General features: G+C 60.8%; 26 protein-coding genes and 2 pseudogenes. 16 read left to right on the top strand and 12 right to left on the bottom strand.

Annotated elements, in window-relative coordinates; all coding sequences use genetic code 11:
• The first annotated feature begins 41 nt into the window (after nt 1-41).
• From ABIB36_RS13005 to ABIB36_RS13040, 8 genes are all read left to right on the top strand, one after another.
• Nucleotides 42-728 (top strand): hypothetical protein, encoded by a 687-nt coding sequence (locus ABIB36_RS13005; protein ID WP_354561666.1) that lies wholly within the window; start codon nt 42-44, stop codon nt 726-728.
• A 47-nt stretch (nt 729-775) separates the two neighbouring features.
• Complete coding sequence (locus ABIB36_RS13010; RefSeq protein WP_354561668.1) at nt 776-1,054, top strand: transcriptional regulator; 279 nt, start codon at nt 776-778, stop codon at nt 1,052-1,054.
• Nucleotides 1,055-1,334: 280 nt separating this feature from the next.
• Entirely contained in the window at nt 1,335-1,517 is a 183-nt protein-coding gene (locus ABIB36_RS13015) for an antitoxin VbhA family protein (protein WP_136171768.1), read from the top strand.
• 16 nt (nt 1,518-1,533) lie between these two features.
• Nucleotides 1,534-2,190: a Fic/DOC family protein gene (locus tag ABIB36_RS13020; RefSeq protein WP_168708378.1), complete on the top strand. Its 657-nt coding sequence runs from the start codon at nt 1,534-1,536 to the stop codon at nt 2,188-2,190.
• 768 nt (nt 2,191-2,958) lie between these two features.
• Nucleotides 2,959-3,195 carry a hypothetical protein gene (locus ABIB36_RS13025; protein WP_354561671.1) on the top strand — a complete coding sequence of 79 codons (237 nt, stop codon included), beginning with the start codon at nt 2,959-2,961 and terminating at the stop codon, nt 3,193-3,195.
• 1,525 nt (nt 3,196-4,720) lie between these two features.
• Complete coding sequence (locus ABIB36_RS13030) at nt 4,721-5,665, top strand: ABC transporter ATP-binding protein (protein ID WP_354561673.1); 945 nt, start codon at nt 4,721-4,723, stop codon at nt 5,663-5,665.
• On the top strand, nt 5,665-6,459 hold the full coding sequence (locus ABIB36_RS13035) for an ABC transporter permease (protein ID WP_354561675.1): 795 nt from the start codon (nt 5,665-5,667) through the stop codon (nt 6,457-6,459). Before ABIB36_RS13030 ends, ABIB36_RS13035 begins: the two co-directional genes overlap by 1 nt.
• A 364-nt stretch (nt 6,460-6,823) precedes the next feature.
• On the top strand, nt 6,824-7,588 hold the full coding sequence (locus ABIB36_RS13040; protein WP_354561678.1) for a MerR family transcriptional regulator: 765 nt from the start codon (nt 6,824-6,826) through the stop codon (nt 7,586-7,588).
• Nucleotides 7,589-8,344: 756 nt separating this feature from the next.
• Here the strand turns inward: ABIB36_RS13040 and ABIB36_RS13050 are convergent.
• From ABIB36_RS13050 to ABIB36_RS13075, 6 genes are read right to left on the bottom strand one after another with little or no spacing between them, the layout of a single operon-like run.
• The gene (locus ABIB36_RS13050) at nt 8,345-8,506 is read right to left on the bottom strand and encodes a hypothetical protein (RefSeq protein ID WP_354561680.1); all 162 of its coding nucleotides are present in this window, start codon (nt 8,504-8,506) and stop codon (nt 8,345-8,347) included.
• Between the two features lie 48 nt (nt 8,507-8,554).
• On the bottom strand, nt 8,555-9,175 hold the full coding sequence (locus tag ABIB36_RS13055) for a response regulator (RefSeq protein ID WP_354561682.1): 621 nt from the start codon (nt 9,173-9,175) through the stop codon (nt 8,555-8,557).
• Complete coding sequence (locus ABIB36_RS13060) at nt 9,172-10,383, bottom strand: sensor histidine kinase (RefSeq protein WP_354561684.1); 1,212 nt, start codon at nt 10,381-10,383, stop codon at nt 9,172-9,174. Before ABIB36_RS13060 ends, ABIB36_RS13055 begins: the two co-directional genes overlap by 4 nt.
• A complete protein-coding gene (locus ABIB36_RS13065) occupies nt 10,323-11,141 on the bottom strand; it encodes an ABC transporter permease (protein WP_084345114.1) in 819 nt (272 codons plus the stop codon). Before ABIB36_RS13065 ends, ABIB36_RS13060 begins: the two co-directional genes overlap by 61 nt.
• Entirely contained in the window at nt 11,138-12,097 is a 960-nt protein-coding gene (locus ABIB36_RS13070) for an ABC transporter ATP-binding protein (RefSeq protein ID WP_354561685.1), read from the bottom strand. The genes ABIB36_RS13065 and ABIB36_RS13070 overlap by 4 nt, the downstream gene beginning before the upstream one ends.
• Nucleotides 12,094-12,330 carry a hypothetical protein gene (locus ABIB36_RS13075; RefSeq protein ID WP_143542009.1) on the bottom strand — a complete coding sequence of 79 codons (237 nt, stop codon included), beginning with the start codon at nt 12,328-12,330 and terminating at the stop codon, nt 12,094-12,096. The genes ABIB36_RS13070 and ABIB36_RS13075 overlap by 4 nt, the downstream gene beginning before the upstream one ends.
• 401 nt (nt 12,331-12,731) lie before the next feature.
• Between ABIB36_RS13075 and ABIB36_RS21935 the strand changes: the two are divergent.
• The 3 genes and pseudogenes from ABIB36_RS21935 to ABIB36_RS13085 all read left to right on the top strand — a co-directional run.
• Nucleotides 12,732-13,083: pseudogene (locus ABIB36_RS21935) on the top strand (IS3 family transposase); the annotation flags it as partial.
• A gap of 25 nt (nt 13,084-13,108) precedes the next feature.
• A pseudogene (locus ABIB36_RS21940) lies at nt 13,109-13,417 on the top strand (IS3 family transposase); the annotation flags it as partial.
• Nucleotides 13,418-13,982: 565 nt separating this feature from the next.
• Nucleotides 13,983-14,363: a nuclear transport factor 2 family protein gene (locus tag ABIB36_RS13085; protein ID WP_143542008.1), complete on the top strand. Its 381-nt coding sequence runs from the start codon at nt 13,983-13,985 to the stop codon at nt 14,361-14,363.
• Between the two features lie 26 nt (nt 14,364-14,389).
• Here the strand turns inward: ABIB36_RS13085 and ABIB36_RS13090 are convergent, their stop codons facing one another.
• Nucleotides 14,390-15,022 (bottom strand): TetR/AcrR family transcriptional regulator, encoded by a 633-nt coding sequence (locus tag ABIB36_RS13090; RefSeq protein ID WP_084345126.1) that lies wholly within the window; start codon nt 15,020-15,022, stop codon nt 14,390-14,392.
• A 49-nt stretch (nt 15,023-15,071) separates the two neighbouring features.
• On the opposite strand from ABIB36_RS13090, the gene ABIB36_RS13095 reads away from it, so the two are divergent.
• The 4 genes from ABIB36_RS13095 (at nt 15,072) to ABIB36_RS13110 (ending at nt 18,838) form a co-directional block, all read left to right on the top strand.
• Nucleotides 15,072-16,022, top strand: coding sequence for a zinc-binding dehydrogenase (locus tag ABIB36_RS13095; protein WP_354561690.1), 951 nt, complete (start codon nt 15,072-15,074; stop codon nt 16,020-16,022).
• Nucleotides 16,023-16,390: 368 nt separating this feature from the next.
• Nucleotides 16,391-16,726 carry a DUF418 domain-containing protein gene (locus tag ABIB36_RS13100; protein ID WP_143542007.1) on the top strand — a complete coding sequence of 112 codons (336 nt, stop codon included), beginning with the start codon at nt 16,391-16,393 and terminating at the stop codon, nt 16,724-16,726.
• Between the two features lie 340 nt (nt 16,727-17,066).
• Nucleotides 17,067-17,210, top strand: a complete 144-nt coding sequence (locus ABIB36_RS21945; RefSeq protein ID WP_179142145.1) for a DUF418 domain-containing protein — start codon at nt 17,067-17,069, stop codon at nt 17,208-17,210.
• A 92-nt stretch (nt 17,211-17,302) separates the two neighbouring features.
• Complete coding sequence (locus tag ABIB36_RS13110; RefSeq protein ID WP_084345107.1) at nt 17,303-18,838, top strand: alpha/beta hydrolase; 1,536 nt, start codon at nt 17,303-17,305, stop codon at nt 18,836-18,838.
• A 33-nt stretch (nt 18,839-18,871) separates the two neighbouring features.
• Here the strand turns inward: ABIB36_RS13110 and ABIB36_RS13115 are convergent, their stop codons facing one another.
• Both ABIB36_RS13115 and ABIB36_RS13120 read right to left on the bottom strand, forming a co-directional pair.
• Nucleotides 18,872-19,183: a hypothetical protein gene (locus tag ABIB36_RS13115; protein WP_354561694.1), complete on the bottom strand. Its 312-nt coding sequence runs from the start codon at nt 19,181-19,183 to the stop codon at nt 18,872-18,874.
• Nucleotides 19,184-19,200: 17 nt separating this feature from the next.
• A complete protein-coding gene (locus ABIB36_RS13120; protein ID WP_143542004.1) occupies nt 19,201-19,416 on the bottom strand; it encodes a hypothetical protein in 216 nt (71 codons plus the stop codon).
• Here ABIB36_RS13120 and ABIB36_RS13125 point away from each other — a divergent pair.
• Nucleotides 19,408-20,385 (top strand): alpha/beta fold hydrolase, encoded by a 978-nt coding sequence (locus ABIB36_RS13125; RefSeq protein ID WP_354561697.1) that lies wholly within the window; start codon nt 19,408-19,410, stop codon nt 20,383-20,385. The genes ABIB36_RS13120 and ABIB36_RS13125 overlap by 9 nt on opposite strands.
• Before the next feature lie 533 nt (nt 20,386-20,918).
• On the opposite strand, the gene ABIB36_RS13130 is transcribed toward ABIB36_RS13125, so the two are convergent.
• The 3 genes from ABIB36_RS13130 to ABIB36_RS13135 are packed head-to-tail and all read right to left on the bottom strand — an operon-like array spanning nt 20,919 to nt 22,836.
• Nucleotides 20,919-21,188: a metal-sensitive transcriptional regulator gene (locus ABIB36_RS13130; protein ID WP_354561700.1), complete on the bottom strand. Its 270-nt coding sequence runs from the start codon at nt 21,186-21,188 to the stop codon at nt 20,919-20,921.
• A 44-nt stretch (nt 21,189-21,232) separates the two neighbouring features.
• Nucleotides 21,233-21,397: a DUF8730 family Cys-rich protein gene (locus tag ABIB36_RS21950; RefSeq protein WP_502943566.1), complete on the bottom strand. Its 165-nt coding sequence runs from the start codon at nt 21,395-21,397 to the stop codon at nt 21,233-21,235.
• A 26-nt stretch (nt 21,398-21,423) separates the two neighbouring features.
• Nucleotides 21,424-22,836, bottom strand: a complete 1,413-nt coding sequence (locus tag ABIB36_RS13135) for an MBL fold metallo-hydrolase (protein WP_354561702.1) — start codon at nt 22,834-22,836, stop codon at nt 21,424-21,426.
• Between the last annotated feature and the right edge of the window lie 303 nt (nt 22,837-23,139).

The raw sequence follows: 23,139 nt of genomic DNA on the forward strand, positions 1-23,139 counted from the left end.
CGCAACTAAGGTTTGTATCGCAAACCACAGTGGAGGTACGGATGAGTCGACAACCGGAGGATCGAACCCCGGATCAGGTCCTCGACGACGTGAACGAACTGCGCGTGAAGACCCGTGCTGCTCGACCTCGGTTGTCCGTGCCACTGTTCATGGTTGCCGTGCTGATCTCGGGTGCTATGCCTTTGTATGTGCAGCGGCCGGTGTTTTCGGGTGAGAGTTCGACAAGCAACCCTCTCGGCATCAGTGGTCTTCTCGACTTGGTTTCGCCGACTGCCGCGACGATCTACTGGCTTATTGCTGTGCCACTGTGTGTTGTGGCGGTCAGTTATTACTGCAATCGGGCCGGAGGTCGCTCTGGTGTGCGGTTTCGTGTGCAGCCGTGGCTGTGGAGCGGGATCGTGTTGTTCGTTCTCGCGGTGTTCGCTACGCGGAACGGGTTGTTCGGTTTCGCTGGGAATCTGATGATTCGTGGTTTGATCCCCTTGCTGACAGTGTCGGTGGCGGTTCTCGTTTGGGGTCTTGTTCTGCGCTCGGTGTTGCTGAGCGCAATCGGTGCTGTTGCGGTCGCGACGAGTCTGGTGTCGAATTTGTACAACGTCGAGAACCTCGTGCCACAGCAGTACGCGATCGACGATCGATACAGTCTGCTGCTGAATATCGCCGTCACCGCTTCGGTGTTTCTCGTGGGGGCGTTGGTGGCCGTTGTCGTCGAACGAGTTCACCGGTGACCCACCCGAGCAGTAATCTGAATGACATTGTGCATCAACGTAATCGATTGGGAATACTGGCTGTCCTCGTCGAGGCCGATGAGGTCGAATTCGTGTTCGTCAAGGATGTGCTGGCGCTTACGGCCGGAAATCTTTCGAGGCATCTTTCGGTCCTTGCCGAGGCTGAACTGGTGCACATTCGAAAGGAAGCAGGCAAGAAGAAGACGTGGGTGTCCGTCACCAAGGCTGGTCGCCGCGCTTTCCGAGCTGAAATCGACGCCCTCCGCAAGATTGTCGAGGCGAACCCGGTCGAGAAGACACCACCACCTCCCGGTGGTCGATCTTAGGAGACCTGACGGTCAACGCCGCATGTTCGATCAGTCCAGGGTTGGAAGAGCTGCTCTGCAGCGCTCAGGAAAGATCGCAATGGCCGACGATGCAATCCGGAGTGACGGCGCTCGTAGAGATTCAGCAGTAACGCGCACCGAATTCATTTCCCGTTACGGCACCGCCGACGAGCCGAATGTACTGGCAGCCAGCGTGAGAGAGTGGTGAACCCGAGGAGGAGGTAACTCGCTGCGTGGGCCAGGTTGGCAGTAGTATGGGTTGAAGTAGAGGAGGTGTCGGATGTCGATACGACGACCAGCGGGAGATCGTGCGCGGGCTATCGACGCTGCTCGCGTCAACAGTGCTTTGGAGGGTGCCCGCAGCACCGATGCGACCCGTGCGGACCAGGATGCGTATGTTCGCGGCGAGATCGACATCGCCGAGCTCGGGCATCGGGTGCGCAGCCGGTACAACCTCTCCTGAACCGGATCGCCTTCCCATGGACGACGTACCCCCATGGGATACCGGCGACTACGACCTCAATTGGCCCGGGTATTTTATTCCGGGCTCTTCGGTGCTCCGTAACCGCGTGGGAGCGACAACTAGGGAAACACTGGCCGGCGCCGAGAACGACCTCGTCGAAGTGCGGGTCGCCGAACTGCGCAACAATCCCAGTGCCGTGACGCGGACGTACGACCTTGATCACTTGAAGGCGTTGCATCAGTATCTGTTTCAGGATGTCTACCTGTGGGCTGGTGAGCTGCGGACGGTAGGTATCGAGAAAGAAAATGAGTCCTTCATGCCGCCGGGCGACATTGGGCGGCCGGTCGCCTACATCGCTGGGCAGATCGCCGAGACGAAGCATCTCCGTTCGATCTCGAACGCAGACCTACCCGGCTGTCTCGCGGAGATGTACGACTTCGTCAATTTTGCCCATCCCTTTCGGGAGGGCAACGGCCGCACACAGAGGGAGTTCTTCGATCAGTTGTTGTCCGAGTCGGGGCGTGGTCTGGCGTGGGATGCGATCGAGCTGGCTGAACTGCACCGCGCATGCCATCTTGCGCGGGCGGAGCAGAACATGGAACCGCTCCGAACGATGTTCGCGAAGATCGTCGACGACGATCCGGCGTACCGTTTCGGCCGTGATACTTCGTGAACGGCTGTCATCGGCACTGGTGTAGCGACGGTTCGCAGTCCAGGGCAAGGACACTGCACAGGCAAGTTCTCTGCGGTGCGGCGTGTCATCGTCCCGATGCTGGAGCTCCAAGAAGTTCGAGGGAGCTCATCACTTTCAATCTTGGTGAAGTCGAATGGCCACGGCGGTCCGTTTGGACCATGCCGGACCGAACAGGACTCATATGGACCGGGAGCAGGTCGGCGGAGGTCATCGTTTACTCATCACTTTGGGGCGTACCCGGGTGGATTCACGCGGACGCCGATGGTCACTCGATTCGCCGAACACCCAGCTCAACGGGCCGATGATGGACGCGAGTGTATCCACGTGAATTGTTATCTCTTGTACAGCGGGTCCGGGGTTCGAATCCCTGATGGCGCACAACGAGTGCTCCTGAACAGCGTTTACGCTGGTCAGGGGCACTTTTTGCTGTCCGGGTATGTCTGGGCATCCGCACACTTCGCGAAAATGGCCAACTCTCTGACCTGCGGATTCTCAAGCCGGGTAGGACGATTCGGAAACTTGACTCCCAATGACTTGTACTGGGAGTCAAGTCTGCGGCTCATACCGCTCTGACCTGTGCAGACGGACACTGTGAATGTATCTCCGTGCAGTCAACGGACGGTTGTGGACCCGTAACTCATCACTTACTCATCTTTTTGGCCGAAAGAGATGGGTGCCGTTGGGTTCTTCGGGCAGTTCAGCGCGCCGTTCAGGGAACATGCATTCGCTGGTGCCTAGGGTGAGTTCGTGCCCGAAGCATTCGACGTGATCGACCTGGCGACTTGGATCAGGGGTGAGAGTGAGCCTGGCGGTGACGAGGAGAAGCGCTGGTTCCGCGCCCCGGAGGGCGCAGACCGTGACGAGCACTGGTTGTTCAAACCTCGCAGGATCAAGACGCTCAAGCTCTCGAAGGAGCGAGGAGATGCACCGGATCAATTGATTCGCGATGAGGACTGGGCCGAGAAGATCTGCTCGGCCGGGTAACGGTTAGACAGGTGCTTCATCCTTCACGAAGAACGAAGCGGCATCAAACCCGGGACGGTTCAATCTGAGTTGAGCTTCGGGGTCGGAGTCGCTGAAGGTGCGATCGAAGGCCCAGGTGGTTCGTCGGAACCACTCGGAGCGGCGGTCTGCGGAGAAAACTAGGTGAATGCTCCGACACGGACGCCGATCTGAGTTTCGGCGGAGAGCCCTGCAGGCTCGTCAGTCGGGTACTTGGAGAGGGGCAGGAGGTAACTCCTTTGCTGTTGGTGGAGTCGAGTGACCATGTGAACGAGGATGGTCGGTGCAGAATGTTCTTGGTGTTGGGCGGATTCGAAAGTGCCATCTTTTGGTCATCTTTTTGAGTTGAACGCGTGCGAATCCGGCTGGACGTCGGTGGTCACTCGACTCCCCGAACTCCAGGCCAACCGCCTTGTGGTGGACTCGGATGCATCCAGGGGAATTGTCATCACTCTGACAGCGGTTCCCGGGTTCGAATCCCCGGTGATCTTGCGCCAACTCATCTCTTTGAGCCCAAAGTGATGAGTTGATTGTTCCGGCACTGGCCATCGCCCGTGCGGTTGATTCTGAGGCCGGGCAGCGCTCGCGGTCCGCTTACGTACGTCTCGTTCGCACTCAAGGCATAAGGACGAATTTGATCGCAGAACCACAAAGATGGCTGACGCCCGACTACCGGCGTCCGCCTTGTCGTCGCTAGTTCGCGCTTCCAGCTTCGGCGCGAGCTGGTTCAGCGCTTTGCTCATATCCGGCGCAATCGACATTCGTCAGGTTCTGGTGGGGATGCGAACCAGCGGTGTGAGGAAGTCGTGCAGTGGCAGCCCGTCCCGGGCACTGAAGTCGACGCCCGTTATAGAGGCCAGATCCGTTGGTTCGACTGGAGGGTACTGCCGGAGGATCTCCTCGCGCTCGCTGGTTGCGTGATCGTAGAACCAGGTCACTGGCGAGTCGAGACCGCGGACAAACGTCGTGACCCAACGCTGCTCAGACTCATTGGACGACAGGATGCCTCGGGATTCGGATGCTCGGTTCGTCGACGCCCCGCGCTCAGGAATCAGGTCCTGTGGACGTTCGGGATGCTGTCTATCGAATGCAGTCCATGACAAAAGTCATGACTCTTCGATGGTAGATGTCATCGCAAATCATGTTGATACGCACTGGTTTTCGCTGCTCTCAGCGATGACACTTGAAGTCGAGGCAAACCGCCGGGAACAAGTAGTATTCCATTCTTCACTCTGAAAATAGGTATCGACGTGACAATATGCGTAACGACTCGGTGCCCGACCACGACGTGGCGGCCGAGCGTCCGATGAGATCGGCCACCTCAAGCCGATCATCAGAAAGCAATGCGTTCGCATCGCAAGCACCGGAGCAGCGGCAACCATTACCGCACTGGCGTCGCAAAGCCAGAAGGCCGCTGACGAACAGGCAGGCAGCATTACAGCTTCGCTGGACAGCGTTCATTCAAGCCTCGACGTGCAACTAAATAGATTGGTGGACAACTAATTTCATGATCGAACTAAATGGATTGACCAAACAGTACGGCGCTACCAAGGCGGTCGAAAACTTGACTTTCACGGTGAAGCCGGGTCTTGTGACAGGTTTTCTCGGACCGAACGGCGCGGGCAAGTCGACCACTATGCGCATGATTCTAGGGTTGGACCGGCCGTCCAGCGGTACGGCTCTGATCGAGGGCAGGCCCTATAGTGAACTGAAGCAGCCACTCCGGACTGTGGGTGCGCTTCTGGACGCGAAATGGGTGCACCCCAACCGTTCTGCGCGAGCTCATCTAGAATGGATGGCCGCCTCGAACGGTATCGCGAGGTCGCGGGTCGATGAAGTGCTTCGACTCGTCGGACTCACCGGCGTCGCCAAAAAGAAGGCCGGAGGGTTCTCGTTGGGTATGTCCCAACGTCTCGGGCTGGCCGGGGCATTGCTAGGTGACCCGAAAGTGTTGCTGTTCGACGAACCGGTCAACGGTCTCGACCCCGAGGGCATCGTGTGGATCCGAAAGTTCATGCAGCGCCTCGCGGCAGAGGGGCGCACTGTCCTCGTATCGAGCCACCTATTGTCCGAAATGGCGCAGACCGCAGAGCATCTTGTGGTAATCGGACGTGGTCGGCTGATTACAGACTCCTCGGTGCAGGATTTCATTGACAATGCCTCGGAGGCATCTGTATATGTCCGGAGCCCCCAGCGTGACTTGCTCCGCAGCGCGCTGACTTCGGCAGGCCTCACCGTTCGAGATCCGGCTACGGCCGATGATCTACAGCCCGGGTTGGTAGTCACCGATTCGAACACCGATGACATCGGAGAAATTGCAGCAAGAGCCGGATTCGTGCTGCACGAATTGTCCTCACAGCGCGGATCGCTGGAGGAAGCATTCATGAAACTCACCGGTGACGACGTCCAATATCACGGCGCAGGAGCCGATTCCGAAGGAGGCGCACTCTGATGGGTGTATTAGCAGCAGAACGTATCAAGCTCACGTCGACGAAGTCGCCAAGGTGGAGCTCGGTGATCGTAGTTGTCCTCGGACTGGGTCTTGCCGCCGTCATCGGCATCACGTCGAGAATCAGCGTGCAGTCCTCCGATAGACAGCTGTCCGACGGAAACACACCGGATATCGAACCCATTCTTCCGTCTACCTTCGATGCATTGGCCGGAGTCAGTGGGTTCGGTGTCACGGTTCTCATGATCATGGCCGCTTTGACCATCACCAGCGAGTACCGTTTCGGTGTCATTCGTACTACATTTCAGGCAACCCCGAACCGCGGGGCGGTGCTGGGAGCCAAGGCGCTGCTGGTTGGACTGTTCGGCCTCGTTCTCACCTTCGTCCTCGGATTCGGTGCGCTCTACCTTGCCGCCGCAACTGCTGGTGCCGACGCAGGGGAATTGCTCAACTTGGACGTAGACGGATCCTGGCGCGTCGTCTATGGCACCGCGATTCTGGCCTTCCTGCAGATCGTCATCGCGGTAGGAGTTGGTGCTCTGGTTCGTCAGTCGGCAGGTGCTATTGCGTTGTTGCTGTTGTGGCCGTTGGTGGTCGAGAGTCTGTTCGGATTGTTCGGTTCACTGGGGCGTGCATTACAGCCGTTCCTCCCGTGGGCGAACGCGAACCACTTTCTGGGGCAGGGCAGCGACATCGACTTCCACTGGGGGCCTTTCGGCAGTCTGCTCTATTTCATCGTATTTACGGCCATCATCTTCGGCGCAGCAGTACTCGTTACCAATCGTCGCGACGCATGATGTGAGTTCTCCAGGAGGAGTTCGTCCCTCCGACCGTGAGCCAAGTCTTCTGCTTCGGCGATTCGCACATCGCCCTGACCGGTTGTCGTCGGTCAGGGCTGAGGTGTGAGGTGCTTGTTGTGGTGATCAGATTCAAGACGCGTGGGGGCACGACAGTGTTTGCTTCACTTTTACCGCTTGTTTGTCGACGACTTAGATTTTTCTCTCTTCAGTGCCTGCAAGGCGAACCACACGAGTTCGGCGAGGTCGGACATCGCTGTGTCTGTTCGTAGAACGACTGGTGAAGTGATCCCAGGAGTGAGAGTCCATCTCGCTGCACGTGCGCGGATGGACTTTAACGAGACCAATCGAGGAGGGGTCTGAGGTGGGACTGAGCACACGGCAGCTTGCGGAGTTGGCAGGCACGACCCTTCAGGCTGTCCGCCACTACCACGACGTGGGTATGCTCGACATGCCCAAGCGCTCGTCGAACGGTTACAAGCAGTACACGGTTACGCATCTGGTGCGGTTAATTCAGATAAAGCGACTCAGAGATTTGGGTGTTGGTTTGGCTGACATCTCTCGAATGAGCAGAGTCGGTCACGACCTGACGGTGACGATCAGTGACTTGGACGAGCAGTTCAAGGTGAACATCGCACGGCTCGAGAAGATTCGGTCCGAGCTGAAGAGCATTCTGCAAGAACATGTTCCGGTCGACGTGCCGGTTGAGTTCGGCGTTATTGCCCGAGACTTTGCCGTGTCCGACCGCGCACTCATTATGGTGTGCTCAAGGGTTCTCAGCGAGGACAATCTGAAGGACCTGCGGAGCATGCTTCTCGACCGACATCCGATCGAGGATGAATGGAGTGCGCTTCCCCCGGATGCTGGCGAGGCAACAATTGAGAAGTTGGCGGAGCGATACCGGCCGGTCATGCGCCAACGGCTCAAGGATTTCCCCTGGTTGAGCCGGCCTTTTGTCGGGAGTCCCGCCGGTGAGGAGTTGTCCAGAGAATTAGTTGGGCAGGCGATTTCTGCGCTTTGCAACCCGGCGCAGAATGGGGTGACCCGGCGCATCCAGCTGATCGTGCGCGAAGAGACGAGTAACCCGACCGACAGGACGAGGGACGAAGCTGACGTCGTCGGCTCCTGACGGTGAGCACCAGCGCGTGGATGAGTTTAAGACGGCTCGGACGACCTAAGAAGAGCTGAGCCACCCTTGACCTCGAAGCCGCCGATGCCGTAGGCGAGTTCGAGCAGCTCGTCACCGCGTCCCTGCTGCACCTCCTTCAAGCCGTCGCCAATGCGCGACCACTCGTGAACGAGTGCAGGCCGCTCATGACGTCACCGAGCGCGGTGTCAAAATCGAGCTCTTCACCGAGCGACGGTTCTCAATGCATTTCCTCATCGGTGGGTGATGACAATTGTCAGTTGGAACACGGCTTCGCCGCAGTGGGGTGCTGCAGCGCTGAGCGCACAGTGACGTTTCGTGCAACAGGCGCCAAGAGCCTTCCTCCGAAGGGATGAAGGGACCGCGGCCTCCGACCGATGTGTTCGAGGACCGCTATGGGAGGGGGTGACCCCATGATCGAATACGGAGATGATCAGGCAGTTCGGTTCGGTGGACGATCGCACCTTCACGTCAAACCGGGCATGGTGACAGGGTTTCTCAGCCCCGACGACACCGGGAAATCGACGACGATGCGCATGATGGTTGGTGGGTGCGTCCAAAATCCGTTGAGCAAGAGCTTCTCTGAAGTGTATGGCCGCAGTGAACGGCATCCTGAAGTCTCGCGGAGACGAGGCCCTCGAGTTGGTCGGACTCAGCGAGTCGCGAGGAAGAAGGTCGATGGGTTCTCCCTCGGCACGTTCTACCAACAGGGCCTGGCCGCGGTGCTGCTCGGTGATCTCAAGGGGTCCACGTATTGACGGGTACTACGACCATGGCATCACCGCCCGTCGCGCCGGCCATATCCACCTCGCCGGTCTCGATGACCGGTTCGACGACATCGAAGGCCGCGCGAACCTCCTTCTGCATGGTCTTGCCGAGATTACGGGCAACACCACCCACCTTGATGATGATTGACGGAACACCGGCCTTGCTTTGGTGGTGGAGTAGTTAGATCCACCCGTACCGGCGTGCTGTCAGAGCAGCCTCGTACCTGTTGGACGCCCCCAGCTTGGACATTGCCGAGGACAGGTAGTTGCGGGTGGTGCCGGCGGAAAGGTATGCGCGGGCTGCGATCTCGTCCACACTGGCGCCGTCGGCTGCGAACTCGAGTACGTCGGCTTCGCGGGCGGTGAGTGTGGTGTCGCCAGCGCTGATGGCTTCGACGGCCAACTGGGGATCGATGTGGCGGCCGCCGCTGTGGACGGTGCGGATGACATCCGCCAGGGTGGCAGCGGGTGCGGTTTTCGGGAGAAACCCGCGCACTCCGGCGGTCAGTGCTCGTTTGAGGTAACCGGGACGGCCATGGCTGGTGACGATCACGATGCCAGCGGTGGGGGTCAGGGACAGCAGTTCGATTGCGGTGTCGATGCCGTCGATGCCTGGCATCTGGAGGTCGATGACGGCGACGGCGACTGGTTGGTTGCCCTCGGCGCGTTGACGCCACGCCCCGATCAGTTGTTCCCCGGAGCCGAAGTGGGCGATCACCTCGATGTCGTCTTCGAGGCCGAGGAGTGCGGCCATCGCGCTACGGATCAGGGCCTCGTCATCTGCAAGAAGTAGCTCGATCATGGCTTGGCCCATCGGATTATGAGCATGAATCCGTCGTCGGCGGTATCGGTGTCGAGAGTTGCGCCCACGTGAGTAAGCCGCTCGGCAAGTCCTAGCATACCTGAGTGTGTCGTTCCATTGCGGAGACTACCGGGAGCGCCGTTGTTGTGTAGAGACATCCCCTCGTCGCCGAGTGTGAGGGTAGCCGAGGTGGCGACGGAGTGTTTGACAATGTTGGTGGTGCCCTCCCTTACGACCCAGGCGGCGACCTCGTGGAACGGAGCAGGCACTTTATTCGGATCACCTTCGGTGCTGAGCTCGCAACCGGCCGCGCGGAGCAGCGACCGGGCGCCGGCGACTTCGTTGTCGAGGTTGATGCTGCGGTAGCCGCGCACGAGTTCACGCATCTGGTCGAGTGATTCCACGGCGAGGGTTTTGACTTCGTCGATCTCGGTGGCCGCGCGCTCGGCTGCGCCGGCGCGGGAGAGGGTGGCGGCCAGTTCGCTCTTGACTGCGATGGCCGAGAAGCTTCGACCCACGACGTCGTGGAGGTCGCGGGCGAAACGTAGGCGCTCTTCGACCACCTGCAGTTTGGCCTCCGATGCCTTGCTCCGTTCAAGTTCGTCGACGACGCGCACTCCCCACAGGGTCAGCAAAGTCGTGGCGACGATGAACAGGCCGGCGAGCAAGACGATAGCCGCGACACGTAGTGCTGCGGCTGGCGTGGTGCCCACGGCCGCGCCGGTCGCGGCTGCCAGGCCGAGAACGATCCACCACCGGTAGCGGATGAACGTGACGAGGGCGATGGTCGCAAGCGACGCGGCGAAGATCGCGACGCCGGTTGCCGCATCGAGCTCCGTATCATCGGTCGCCCGGTGCGCGACGAGGGCACACGCCAGCCACACCGACGCGAGGGTCAGCGCACCGACAGGACGCCCCCAGCGCTGCAGGGCCTTCGGCGACCACACTGCAAGCTCGGGCTGGGACTGAATCGAAAGAATGGCGGCAGCGCCGGCCAGACAGATGCCAGTAGTCATCCACGTCGACCCGATCGTGGGGGTGATGGTGATGACCACAACGACAGCGATGACCCCTTGGAGCGTGAGCTGTGTGTAGAGGCGGAATTTCTCCGTGCCCGACAGCTCGTGCCACCAAGAGGCCGCTGGCATCATCCGCGATCGTCCCAGCGAAAGCTCGTCGCTACGACGGCGAGCGCCAGTACGGTCCATAGGCCGAGTGTGGCTAGTGGTCGTCCCATGTCGGCAAAGGTACCCGCGAAGTCGGTGGCAGCGTCGGTGGTCAGGTCGAGCTTGCCGGCGGCGCCGAGGGAAATGAGGTCGGACAGGGCTGCAAAGGGAGTCCAGTCGGCGATCGCTGCCAGGCGGTCGGGAAGAACACCGTGAAGCGAGTTCAGGCCGACAAAGGTGAGAATTATGACCGGCATGGAGGTGATTTGCGCGGCCTCCGCGTTCTTGGTGACCGCACTGGTCGCCAGTCCGAGGAGAGAGAAGACGACGATGCCGAACAGCAGCGCGATCACCAATACCGCCGCATTTACGGGGGTGGGTGATCCGGCGCCGTAGATCACTGCGGCGACGATGGCGCCGCCGACGAGGGTGAGAACGGCACTGGGTATCGCGGGGGCGGTGAGGATGTGCCAGTCGGACGCTTCCCCTGTGCGTAGCCGTTTGAGGACACCCTCACCTCGGCGGGTGGTGACCATCGAGAGCACCGAGTAGTACTGCACGAACAGCAGAGCCATCAGAGTGAACATCTCCAGTCCCGTGGTCGCGGCCTCGGCGGTGGATCCGGTGTCGCGTCGGGCGAGGAAGAAGGTGATCAGAGGGAGGGCGATCGGAAACACCGTTCCCATGAACACGAGGGTCTTGTTGCGACGGAACTGGCGGTACTCCGCCATGGACAGTGCTGCGAGTGGGCGGCGACCGAAGCCGACACCGACCGAGGTGGGTGTCTTGGTGGTGGTCATGAAGGAGTTCCGATCATGTCAGGGGGCGAATCAGATGCGTCGGTGATAGTGGTATCGGCAACAGAATCGTCGGCTACGTCGAGGAATACTGATTCGAGGGACGCGGCGCGTGCTTCGAGTCCGCGTAAGTGGAGTCCGCGTTCGTCCGCCCAGGCCAAGAGTTCGGAGAGGTGCACTTGAAGGTCGTGGGTGTAGACGGTCACCCGTGCCTGCGGATCTATACGAGCACCGCGCAGTGGTGGCAGTGGGAGGCCTGGGTGGTCGAAGACGATGCGCGCTGGGTGTTCGTCGACGATGTCGCGCAATGTGCCGCGGCGGGCGATCTGCCCACTGTGCATGATGGCGATGGTGTCGGCGAGAGCCTCGGCCTCGTCGAGGTAGTGGGTGGTCAGGACCATCGTGACCCCGGCCGCTTTGAGACCGGCGAGCAAACGCCATGTTCTGCGGCGGCTTTCGGGGTCGAGGCCGGTGGTGGGCTCGTCGAGGAAGAGCAGTCGGGGTTGTCCGACGAGTGCGCAGGCGAGGTCGACTCGACGCTTCTCCCCGCCCGAAAGTGATCCGACGCGGACGTGAGCTCGGTCGGTGAGGTCGACCTGCTCGAGGACTGCGGCCGCCGTAATGGGGTTGGTGCAGGTGCCGCGCCACATGTCGAGTGTTTCGGTAATGGTCAATTCGGCGGGGAGGCCACCGGATTGAAGCATGATGCCCACCTCGGGGCGGATGAGTTTGCGGTCGCGGCGTGGGTCCAGGCCGAAGACTTCGATATATCCGGCGGTGGGGGCTTCGAGTCCTTCGAGTAGGTCGAATGTGGAGGTCTTGCCAGCGCCGTTGGTACCGAGTAAGGCGAAGACTTCGCCCTCTGCGACGTCGAGGTCGATGCCTTTGACTGCTGTGAATGCGGTGTCGCCCGAGCCATAGGTTCGTGTGAGCCCGCGTGCGGTGATCACTGTGCTCATCTCGAACCCCACTTGCGGGTGCCGATGATCCAACGGATCGCGAGGTTCACGACGACCGCGGTGGACGCAATTGCGATGAACAGAACTGCGGGTTGCAGTGCGGCGAGGACCACTGCAGCCAGTACACCAGTGGTCACGGCCACCGCGGCTTCCCTGGCCCGTGTCGGGGCGGGACCTAAACCAATGGCGTCTTTGACCAGATTGGCCGCGGGGGTGTCGTTCGGTGTTGGCATGACTCAACTCTGGGCGAGGCGCAGCACTTCCTGTAGTGCCCGCAATCATCGGTTTCACATGGATTCTTGCATTGGTGCGTAATGACAATTGTCAGTTGAGGTTGGAAATTGGTGTCGTACCTGGCGCTGTGGCTCTTTGCGCCGGATACCGAGGTCTGCGAGGAGATCTTGGAGCAGAATCGAGCACGTCGCGTGCCCGGAGTCGGCGTGCACGACCCACGGGATGCCGAGCTGGGAGTAAAAGTCCTACCAGGTGCTGACGATCGACACGTACCCGAGCCACAGTCCGAGGAAGCGAAGCATCTGCACCCAGGGCGGGCCCGCGCGAGATGCCATGACGGGGGGAGACGGCCAATACGATGCCCAGCCAGCAGAGGGTCACGAGGCGTCCGAATAGCGGGCCGCTGGTCCTCGACCTTGCTGCAGACGGAGTCCCCGTCGCAGTGACCTGCCGGGTTCTCGGATCCTGCACCCAAGCATTCAAAAAATGAAAGAAATACCCTATTACGCAACGTGATTGAGACGATGCACACCTGATCGGCATCGCCCGCGAGATCCGTAACGACGACCCCGCATTCGGCTACCGCTTCATCGCCGACGAGCTGCCCGACCGCGGCATCAGCGCCGGTGAAAACAGGGTCGCACGGTTGTGTTCGCAGGAACAGATCTGGTCGGTGTTCTCGAAGAAGAGAGGACTGTACAGAAAGGCCGGCCCGCCTGTTCACGATGGCCTCGTCGGTCGTCAGTTCACCGCGCAGGAACGCAGCCAGATCTGGACCTCGCAGCTCTATGCAACGCAGTCGAGAAGAGGAATCCCGAAGATGCGATTGTGCACTCCGATCGTGGCAGTCAGGTTCGCGCCAGAAAGTTCGTACATGAACTGTCCCACAACGGATTGCAAGGTTCAATGGGTCGTGTTCGGGCATGTGGAGACGATGCCGTAATCGAGTCATTCTTCGCCCTACTTCAGAAGAATATGCTCGACCGGCAACGCTGGTCGACACGCGAACAACTACGGCTGGCAATCGTGACATGGATCGAGAAGACCTACCACCGCAAGCGTCGCCAGAGACGCCTCGGCGCCATACGGCGCCTCCTCGACGGCCCTTGCGTAGACACCTTCAGTACCCGGTATCCATTCAGCGACCGGATTACGGTGTGCGGTGAAGTCCGTTCGGCGGTGCCGCATCGTCCGCTCGCGCAGCAGCACCGTCGCCGTGCGGGGGAGCAAGGACGTTGGCCGGACAGAAGCTTCGAGCTGAACGGAGTTGGAAAACTCTTGATAATCGTGGTCAAGGCGTATCCTGCCCAGGTGCTGTTCGCAGCTACAGTCGTGTGTCTGGTCACGACGCTCTAGTGCTTGCCGCCGCACCGATGTGATGTCGACCCGCAGCGGCTGAACGCGCCTAGTGGCGCACCTGGAGAGTCCGCGACGGGAACGGAGCCGCGATCGTCGGGTCATCCCTGATCGGTGACATGGGCCACGCCTGATCGGGTCCGCGCGGCCACGGTCTTCACCGACCGCGAAGGCCTTGACATGAGTGCCCTGGTCTGGGAGTTCGCCGAGCACCACCCCGAGCAGTACCGCAACGGCCTGCTCCACCCGCCCGTAACAGTCCAACGATGCGTCCCACTTACCAGAAGGAGTAATGATGACAGTACCCAGTTCCGTCACTCGCCTAGAAGCCGCAATCAACTCGCACAATGCGGAGGAGATCGCCGCATGCTTCTCGCTTGACTACGTCTCCGAGGTCCCGCAATATCCGGTGCGTAACTTCATAGGCCGCGAGACCGTGGAGCGCAACTGGACGAAGCTTCTGGCTCGCACACCCGACCTCCGCGCCCGGGTGCTCCGGAGCGCGATCAACGGAGGTGAGGTCTGGTCGGAGTGGGAGATGGAAGGGTCGACCACAGACGGCGCTCCTGCCGTCATCGCGGGGCCAGTCATCTGGCGCACCGACGCAGATGGTCTCATCTCGTGGGCGCGTTTCTACCTCGACCCCGTCACCAGCGACCCGACACCTCTCCCGTAGATCGGGTCCACAATGTGGTGTTCCTCCTATCGGCCGAACACGGCCGTGCGCGCGAGGGACGGCGGCGGGGGAAGTGTGCGGTTGGCGGGGGAGGCGTGCAGCGCATCGGTCATCATGGCGGCGAAGCGTCGGGCAGCACGTGTCCGCACCTCGGGCGGTGCCGTCGACAGCCCTCGGTTCGCCATCAAGATGAGAACGAAATCGTCGACGACGAAGTCCTGCCTCAACTCACCCTGTTGCTTGGCCCGCAGTGCGAGGTCGGCGAACGCCCGCAACGTCTCACCGCGGTGAGACTCGAGATCCACAGCATCAGGATACTCGGCGATGAACGCTTCGGTGAACCCCTGGTTCTGCGCATTGAGCTCACTGATGTGGTCGATGACGCTGCAAAATCCCTGCCACGCATCCGGATTCGCGCAGCCCGTGCGGACGATGTCACGGCATATGCGGAACTCATCCAGGAACGCTTCGAGAATCAAGTCTTTCTTGGTGGGAAAGCGACGGTACAGGGTCGCCGGCCCCACCTCGGCCCGGCGAGCGACTTCACGCATCGACACCCCGAGACCCTCCGCGGCGAAAACCTCGCGCGCCACTTCGAGAATTCGATCCCGGTTCGCCGACGCGTCCGTGCGCAGGATCTGAGTCAATTGCTCTGCCATGCTTCTCACTTTACGCAAATGGACGGGGGCGTCCACTACCGTCCGAAATATGAAAACAGTCGTCATTCAGACATTCGGCAGTCCCGACGGCATGCAGGTCGTCGACGCACCAGCGCCGGACCTGCAGGCCGGGCAGGTCCTCATCGAGACCGACGCCATCGGCGTCGGGGGAGTGGACGCTGTCATCCGGCGAGGCACCCTGGGCGATCTCGGTCTCGGCGAAGGTTTCATCCCCGGAAGCGAAGTGGCCGGGGTCGTGAAACAGGTGGGCGACGGCATCGAACCGGGTTGGCTCGGCCGTCGCGTCTGGGCGTTCACCGGAGTCGGGGGAGGCTACGTCGAACATGCCGCCGTTGACGTCAGGGACATCGTCGCCGTTCCCGGCGGGCTCTCCAGCATCGACGCTGTGACCCTCGGAAATTCAGCCACGGTCGCCCATTTCGCACTCGAGCGTGCGCACGTCGCTGCGGGGGAGTCCGTCCTCGTACGAGGCGCGGCAGGGAGCATCGGCATTGCTGCAGTAGAACTCGCAGCCCGCACGGGCTCGGTGACGGTCACGACATCATCCACAGAACGCGGAGATCGGCTCCGTGCACTGGGTGCAGCTCACGTACTCGACCGAGACGGATCTGGCGACGGGCCCGAGATGTTCGACGTCGTAATCGATCTCATTGCAGGCCAGGCACTGGGCACTTTCCTGGATCGGCTCTCGCCGAACGGACGGTACGTCCTCGCCGGGGTCGTCGGTGGCTACCCACCGGAGGACTTTGGGATGAGCCTGATGCGCGGGTTCCGGCAGTCGTTGTCGCTGAGCACTTTCAGTCTCGACACTGTTCCTGTGGTCGAGCGTGACCGAGTTCGCGCCGAAGTGTTCGACGCTGCCGTACGCGGCGACATCCACGCCGTCGTCGACGATGTTCTGCCGCTCGAGCGGGCGGCCGAGGCGCACCGGCGGATGGACGATGGCGGTGTGTTCGGTCGGATCGTGCTGACGCCGTGATGGCTGTTCGCTTGCGTTTGCGACCGAGTTGGAGCGTGTACCGCCTGACGCGGTGATTTGTCCGCGGTTTCCGTTGGCGTTATCGACCCGACCACTGCACGAGTTGCGGGTTCTGCACGTTTGACCCTGTTTCAGGAACACCGATTAGCTTTGCTGTGCACACAACACAAGAGCAGAAATAGACTACTGTTCAGCCGCAATCGGTTCCGACAGTCGGAAGCCGTATTTCTACCCTCGACGTAATTCGCGGTGTCGCACTGTGCGGCATCATCTTTGTCAACATCGGGCCTCTCACCGGATTTCGCACCGCCCCGGGCCTGTACCAGCGAGCCGCGCTCGACAACACGGGCGGATGGTTGCATCTTCTGGTGCAACAACGCTTCTTCCCAATTTTCGCTCTGCTCTTCGGTATCGGATTCTCGATATTCTACGAGGCTGCGGCACTCCGAGTGGTACGTTCACGACTCCTACTGCTCAGGCGACTCCTTCTTCTGCTCGCCATGGGGATCCCGTTCAATTTCCTGCAGCCCGGGTCGGCGTTGCTACCCCTCGCGGTGGTCGGCCTCGTCATCCTGCTTCCGAGTACGTGGATGTCGCGCCGGGTCTCAGCGGTCGCGGTAGCTGTCTTCATAGCGGGCAGCCTTCTTTTCGCCGGCGGTGGTTCCAGCCTGACCCGGGAATGCTCCTCCTGGGAGCCAGTCTGACCCGATACGGTCTGGTCACGGCCTTCGGCCGATCTCGCCGTGGTGCAACAATCGTGCTGATCGCCTGCGCAGCTGCCGCTGTTCCGCTGATTCGCTGCAAGCCAGGACAATTGGAATGTCAGGATTCAGTGCGGAGTCTGCCGCAGCCGGACTGGCTATCGCAGGGGTGTACTTTCCGATGGCCTCCTTGCTGATGACCACCCGAGCGTCTCGAATGCTGGTAGGGGCTGTTGCCCCTCTGCGCAGGATGTCCTTGACCAGCTATGTCAGCGCCGCGCCGCTGATGCTTGCGGCGGGACGGCTCCTCAGTTTTGATCAAAATGCTTCCTGAGCAATACCGTTGGCGACAGCATGCGGAATACTCTTCGCACAGTGGGGTCTCAGCACAATATGGTTCAGCCAAGGACCACTCGAGTGGTTGTGGCATTGGGGCACCTGGGGGCATCGGCAGCCATTGGGCCAACAGATCGCAGCGACCGTCTGATCGACTACCGCGATGATGTGCGGACATCCCAACGGGGTAGCTGGCCCAGTCGTTGTTGACTGTGTCCCTGCAACATAGTGCGTAATGGACCGATGCGAACTCACCTAGGCCTGAAAGCAGGCGCGGTTGTGGCAGCGATCGCGTTGCTCGCCTCCTGTAGCCAGAACACCACTCCAGAGGAGGACGCCCCCGACACCGGATCTCTCGACAAGTTCTACAGTCAGGAGTTGAACTTCGAGACCTGCACCCCGCCTGCCGAGAAAGCCTGGCCGACGATGGAATACCAGTGTGCAAATATGGATGTCCCGCTCGACTACGCCAATCCGGACGGTGAGACGGCCGAGATCGCGATCTCTCGGATTCCCGCCCGTTCGGCTGATCCGATCGGTTCGGTGGTACTCAACCCGGGCGGGCCAGGATTCTCGGGTACCGCGTTCGCGGCGACCACTGCGGATGCATGGGCACAAAGCGCCGTCACCGACAGGTTCGATCTGGTCGGGTTCGACCCACGTGGCGTCGGTGCGTCGACGCCGGCAGTGGATTGTTTCGACGACGAGGAGCGCGAGGCCGACGCGATCGGCGCTGCGATCGGCGTTCTGCCGCATGCACTATCCGAAGAGTCGACTAGCGAATACTACGCGCACTGCGCCGCAGGGTCCGGGGGCGAAGATGTGTTGGCTCATATTGGAACGCGTGATGTGGCACGGGATATGGACGTCATGCGTGCCGCGCTCGGCGACGACGAACTTACCTTCGCCGGCGCCAGCTACGGAACGCGACTGGGTGCGGTCTACGCCGAGATGTTTCCCGAGAACGTCCGCGCGCTCGTCCTTGACGGCGCGATGGATCCGCTCGCCGGGACGAAGGAGAGACGCCTCCAGCAGGCCGACGGCATGCAGCGTGCGTTCGACGAAATCGCGAAATTCTGTGCTACACAATCTGATTGTGGTCTCGGACCGGACCCGGGCCGGGCGACCGAGGTGTTTCAAAGCCTGGTTCAGCCTTTGGTCGATGCACCGCTGCCCGTGACGGATGGCCGTGAACTGACCTTCACCAAGGCAATCGGGGGCGTTACTCTCGGTCTGTACTCACAAGAGGCATGGCCAGCGGTCATCATGGGCATTGCCAATTTACGGGATGGCCGGGGTGAGACTCTGCTCGCACTCAACGACCTCTACCACGAGCGTGCCGCAGACGGAACCTACCTGGACACACTCGAAGCGACGGGCGCGATCAACTGCCTCGATGAGGAACGACACACCCCGGACGAGGAGTCAGCACTCATCCGCGCAGTATTCGATGCGAGTCCGTTCGTGGACTCGGGACGACCGGTTGAGAATGTGCGTGACACCTGTGAGCATTGGCCCATCCAACCCACTCTCGGCTACCCCTACGCAACGGAGATCGAAGGACTACCCGACACCTTGACGGTCTCCGTCACCGGTGACGCGCTGACCCCGCACCAAGGCGGGATAGACCTCGCCGACACTCTCGGTGGCAGCCTCCTCACCGTCGAGGGCGAACAGCACGGGGCGATCGTCGCCAAGAACACGTGCGTCGACGACATCGTCGCCGACTACCTCATCGACCTCCTGACGCCCGCCGACGACGCCCGCTGCGCCCTCTGAGCCGGGTCAGTCATCAGACGCGCTGTCGAGCGATCACGTTGGCCCGGAGCAGTACTTCGAGCTGGGCGGGGTTGTAGAACTCTCGGATGGTCTCGCCAGGGCATCGCCTGCCAATGCCGGATTCCCTCTCAAACGCGAATCCAGGTCGATCATCCACGAATACTTGACCAGCGCTTCGGTGATTGTTGCTGCAAATTTTTCGGCGAGGCGCGCACGTGTGTCCTCGTCGGCAGCGGCGGGCAGAGACTCGAATTCGTTTGTTGCAGCGTCATTGTCGGATTCAATGATGTCTCGAACATCATTCATGGTGTCGGCGTCGTACATCTGCGAATAGACCAGGGCCATCGATCGCTCGGCTAGAGTCATCCGCAAGGCGGCTGTTCGAGGCTGGCGGGAACCTCGGTGACGGACCCGTTCTCGAGCAACAACGCGATCTCCACGCGAGTCCGATGGCTTCGCTCGATCACCTCTGCGAGATGTACGTCTATGGCAGTCAGCACCTCGGCTGAGGTCTCGACGCCTGCACCTACAGTGTCGATGGCCGCGATGGGAACGAGAGAAAGGCATGCATGACACACATCTTCAAGGTCACATGGAAGCTGGACGGCATCACCATGGAGGGCACGATTGTATGCCCAGACGGTGAGGGGCCCTTTCCAGCAGTGGTTTTCGTCGCCGGCAGCGGTCCGACCGATCGCGATTGGTGTTCACCATTGCTGCCCGGCAGCAATGGCAGCGCACGGCTCATGGCAGAGACGTTCGCTGATGCGGGTATCGCCACTCTGCGGTACGACAAGCGGGCGTCCGGCGCGCGTGCGACGGAGAACGCAAGGAAGCTCATCGGGAAGATGAGCATGCAGTCGCATCTGAACGAGCTGGTCGAGGCCGTCAACGTACTCTCCCAGCAGGACTACGTTGATTCCACGAGGATCGTCGGGCTCGGTAACAGTGAAGGAACCCTTCACGTGCTTCACTACGCCATAACTAGCCAACACGTCCCGTTCGCGGGCATTGTCCTCGCCGCGCCACCTGGCCGGCCGATACGGGAAGTGCTGCTGTCGCAGCTGACGAAGCAGACCTTCCAGATTCCCGGAGGGCGCGAGCTGATGGCAAAGGTGCAGGAGGCCGCTGCGCGTTACACGGCCGGGCAGCAGATGAATCCTGACCCGAGTTTGCCGGACAGCGTGAAGATGGTGCTTGCCGGCTTGGAGGCACCAGCGAATCTCCCGTTCATCCGGGAGCTTTGGATCGAGTCCGCGACTGATTCGCTAGTAAAGATACAGATTCCCGCATTGGTGCTGATCGGTGCGAAAGACGGTCAGATCGATATGGCCGCCGACGGCATCCCTCTTCAAGAGGCCGCCGCCGGGATGGCCAACGTAACCTTCGCCTTCCCTGCCAACGCGAATCATGTGTTCAAAGAAGATCTGCGCACTTCGGCTGAAATCGCCGCGTCGCCAGGCAGCGGATTCAACGAGCCGGGCACTCGTCTCGATCCCGAAAGTCTGGAGACGATCCTCACATGGCTGTTGGGCCTCAGCGCCTAGACCCGCATAGGACTCACTGCCTGCGACAGGATGCACCAGCAGGTCATCACTTTGAAACGAGGTGGAGTCGAGTGGCCATGGCGGTCCGTTTAAACTATGGGGGACCACACGAGACTTAGGTGGACCGGGGGCAGGTCGAAGGAGGCCTTCTTTTACTCATCACTTTGGGGCGCATTCGGGTGAATTCAGGCGGACGCCGGTGGTCACTCGATTCGCCGAACACCCAGCTCAGCAGTCCTATGCTGGACGCGAGTGCATTTACTTGAATTGTTATCTCTAGTACAGCGGGTCCGGGGTTCGAATCCCGGATGGCGCACAAAATATGCCCTCGAACAGCAGAAATGCTGTTCGAGTGCATATTCTTTTGACTCGGTGAGTCGGGTACTGCCCTTCGACGCCAAATATAGCGACCAGCGACCGTAGCGGGAAAGATTCCCCTGCTCGCGATTTTGATCCTCTGCCAGGTCATTCCGCGGGGGTTGGTTGTGTGCGGTTTCGCTTGACGCCGCCCTAGTGCCACGGCTACGGACCATTCAGGCGAGGGTGAGGAAGATCTTTTCGAGTTCGGCTTCGGTCATCGGTTCCGTGGTGCCGGCGGTCTCCCCGGTGATGCATTCACGAAGGCTGGTGGCAACGATCTTGAAGCCGGCCTTGTCGAGTGCACGGGACACGGCAGCGAGTTGCGTGACGACATCCTTGCAATCACGACCCTGTTCGATCATCGAGATCACTCCCGCGAGCTGACCGTGTGCTCGCCGGAGTCGGTTGAGTACCAACGCGATGCTGTCCTCGTCGCCGGTCATGAGAGCTCCCTTCGAAGATGAATCAGTGTTGTGTATTGGGCGGGTCATCGCCGAAGCAGGGAGCGGAAGAATCCGGTCCCTGCTGTATCGGCAGCAACGCAGGTGCAGCGCTGCGCTGTGGGAACGCTATTCATTACGTCGTCGGAGTGTTGACCGCATCCGGCCCAGGTGGTCTTGGAACAGGAAGAACACTTCTCGGGGTAGCACATGATGGGGATTCCTTGTCCGGTCTGCGTCACTCGATGACGGATGAAAGTTGCTGCGAATCAACCGATGTGAAAGATGATTCGATCCAGGCGTTGTAGCCACCGACCAGGTCGCTGACGTTCTCGATACCGTCGGCGCGCAGTAGCGACGCGGCGACGGACGAGCGCCAGCCGCCGGCGCAATAAACGACTATCGGCTTGTCTTGTGGCAGATCGTCGAGATGGGAGCGGAGTTGAGCGAGCGGAATCGGCTGAGCGCCTGCGATGACGCCGTCTTCGCGCTCACCGGGATTACGAATATCGATCAGTGTGATCGCGTCCGCACTCAGGAGTGACTCGAGTGCGGCCACTTCGGTGCGCGGTGCAGTCCGCACCAGGTCGGTGAGTGTGTCGGGGAAGGTGCCGTCAGTGTCGACGGTGAGATACCCGATGACATTGTCGGACCCAATGCGCGCGAGCCGCATTGCTGCATCTTGTTGCTGACCCGGATAGGTGATGAGAGCGATTCGGCCGCCGATGTCTGCCACCATGCCGCCGGTCTCGGCGAACCTGCCGTCGAATCCGACATTGATCGAGCCACGCACATGTCCGGCAGCGAAATCGTCGGGCGTGCGGGCATCGAGAACTCGAATCCCCTCAGCCAATCCAGTGCGCAGTTCAGTCGGCGACAGCACGGGGATGTGCCGACCTTGATCGAGCAGCGCCCGATTCGACTTGTTCAAGGCGACATCGGTCGAGAAGTACGCCGGCACCGCAGGCTGACCGTCCGTGACGAGTGCGACGAAGGCATCCTCGGTCATGGGCTGCACCGACGGATTGGTGCGTCGTTGCTCACCGATCGTGGAGGTCAGCTCGGACGAAAGGTTTTTGCCACAGGACGATCCTGCGCCGTGAGCGGGCATGACGGTCACCGAGTCGGGCAACTTCAGGAGAGTCTCGTGGACGGTGCGGTACATCGCCCGTGCAAGATCGGTGTTGGTGCCGCCTCCGAGGTTGGCCAGGTCGGGGCGGCCGACGTCGCCGATGAACATCGAATCTCCGGTGAGCACGGCAGACGGCGCAGCAATCGGATTCTCTCGGACCAGCAGGCTGATCGACTCCCACGTGTGGCCGGGGGTGGAGAGGATCTCGATGTCGACTGTCCCGAGGGACACATGTTCGCCGTGCCGCAGCCTGCGGATCGGATACTCGGTCTCAGCGGATTCGCCGAACCCGACCCACGCTCCCACGGCGTCGACAAGCTCGAGGTGACCGGAAACGAAGTCTGCATGAAGGTGGGTGTTGATTACCCCCTCGATTGTCAGTCCGTATTTGGCTGCGTCATCGAGATACTCGGTGATGTCGCGACGCGGATCTACCACGATGGCTCTGCCGGTGGTCTCATCGCCGATCAGGTATGACGCATGAGATAAGCACTCGATGTAGTACTGCTCGAGGATCATCGGACAACCTTCCTTGCGATATTCGGGGTATATGGAGACTCTATAGATACCCCATGGGGTATGTCAAGTACCCCATGGGGTATGCAAGCAGGGTGGACCACCTCGATTTGTGGCCTCGTCACGAGCGTTCGGACATCAAGCAGGACTGGGCAATTGAAGACCACTGCATATTCGTCGGTTCAGGAAACAAGGTGGTCCCATGACCGCATCCGCTCGGCTTGGGTCGGGAAGAATCAGGTCACAACAACGCGAACGTGCCCAGTGCAGGTGCGGGCGTCAGTCCGGATTGTCGCGGCAGAGGAT

Origin of the sequence: Rhodococcus sp. UYP9 (genome assembly GCF_040547235.1) — a bacterium.
Classification (GTDB): domain Bacteria; phylum Actinomycetota; class Actinomycetes; order Mycobacteriales; family Mycobacteriaceae; genus Rhodococcoides.

Bases quoted from the DNA above. Each gene is read 5' to 3' on its own strand.
- ABIB36_RS13005 (WP_354561666.1), top strand. From the start codon at position 42: ATGAGTCGACAACCGGAGGATCGAACCCCGGATCAGGTCCTCGACGAC.
- ABIB36_RS13015 (WP_136171768.1), top strand. From the start codon at position 1,335: ATGTCGATACGACGACCAGCGGGAGATCGTGCGCGGGCTATCGACGCT.
- ABIB36_RS13020 (WP_168708378.1), top strand. From the start codon at position 1,534: ATGGACGACGTACCCCCATGGGATACCGGCGACTACGACCTCAATTGG.
- ABIB36_RS13030 (WP_354561673.1), top strand. From the start codon at position 4,721: ATGATCGAACTAAATGGATTGACCAAACAGTACGGCGCTACCAAGGCG.
- ABIB36_RS13035 (WP_354561675.1), top strand. From the start codon at position 5,665: ATGGGTGTATTAGCAGCAGAACGTATCAAGCTCACGTCGACGAAGTCG.
- ABIB36_RS13055 (WP_354561682.1), bottom strand. From the start codon at position 9,175: ATGATCGAGCTACTTCTTGCAGATGACGAGGCCCTGATCCGTAGCGCG.
- ABIB36_RS13060 (WP_354561684.1), bottom strand. From the start codon at position 10,383: ATGGACCGTACTGGCGCTCGCCGTCGTAGCGACGAGCTTTCGCTGGGA.
- ABIB36_RS13065 (WP_084345114.1), bottom strand. From the start codon at position 11,141: ATGACCACCACCAAGACACCCACCTCGGTCGGTGTCGGCTTCGGTCGC.
- ABIB36_RS13070 (WP_354561685.1), bottom strand. From the start codon at position 12,097: ATGAGCACAGTGATCACCGCACGCGGGCTCACACGAACCTATGGCTCG.
- ABIB36_RS13075 (WP_143542009.1), bottom strand. From the start codon at position 12,330: ATGCCAACACCGAACGACACCCCCGCGGCCAATCTGGTCAAAGACGCC.
- ABIB36_RS13085 (WP_143542008.1), top strand. From the start codon at position 13,983: ATGACAGTACCCAGTTCCGTCACTCGCCTAGAAGCCGCAATCAACTCG.
- ABIB36_RS13090 (WP_084345126.1), bottom strand. From the start codon at position 15,022: ATGGCAGAGCAATTGACTCAGATCCTGCGCACGGACGCGTCGGCGAAC.
- ABIB36_RS13095 (WP_354561690.1), top strand. From the start codon at position 15,072: ATGAAAACAGTCGTCATTCAGACATTCGGCAGTCCCGACGGCATGCAG.
- ABIB36_RS13110 (WP_084345107.1), top strand. From the start codon at position 17,303: ATGCGAACTCACCTAGGCCTGAAAGCAGGCGCGGTTGTGGCAGCGATC.
- ABIB36_RS13115 (WP_354561694.1), bottom strand. From the start codon at position 19,183: ATGGCCCTGGTCTATTCGCAGATGTACGACGCCGACACCATGAATGAT.
- ABIB36_RS13125 (WP_354561697.1), top strand. From the start codon at position 19,408: ATGACACACATCTTCAAGGTCACATGGAAGCTGGACGGCATCACCATG.
- ABIB36_RS13130 (WP_354561700.1), bottom strand. From the start codon at position 21,188: ATGACCGGCGACGAGGACAGCATCGCGTTGGTACTCAACCGACTCCGG.
- ABIB36_RS21950 (WP_502943566.1), bottom strand. From the start codon at position 21,397: ATGTGCTACCCCGAGAAGTGTTCTTCCTGTTCCAAGACCACCTGGGCC.
- ABIB36_RS13135 (WP_354561702.1), bottom strand. From the start codon at position 22,836: ATGATCCTCGAGCAGTACTACATCGAGTGCTTATCTCATGCGTCATAC.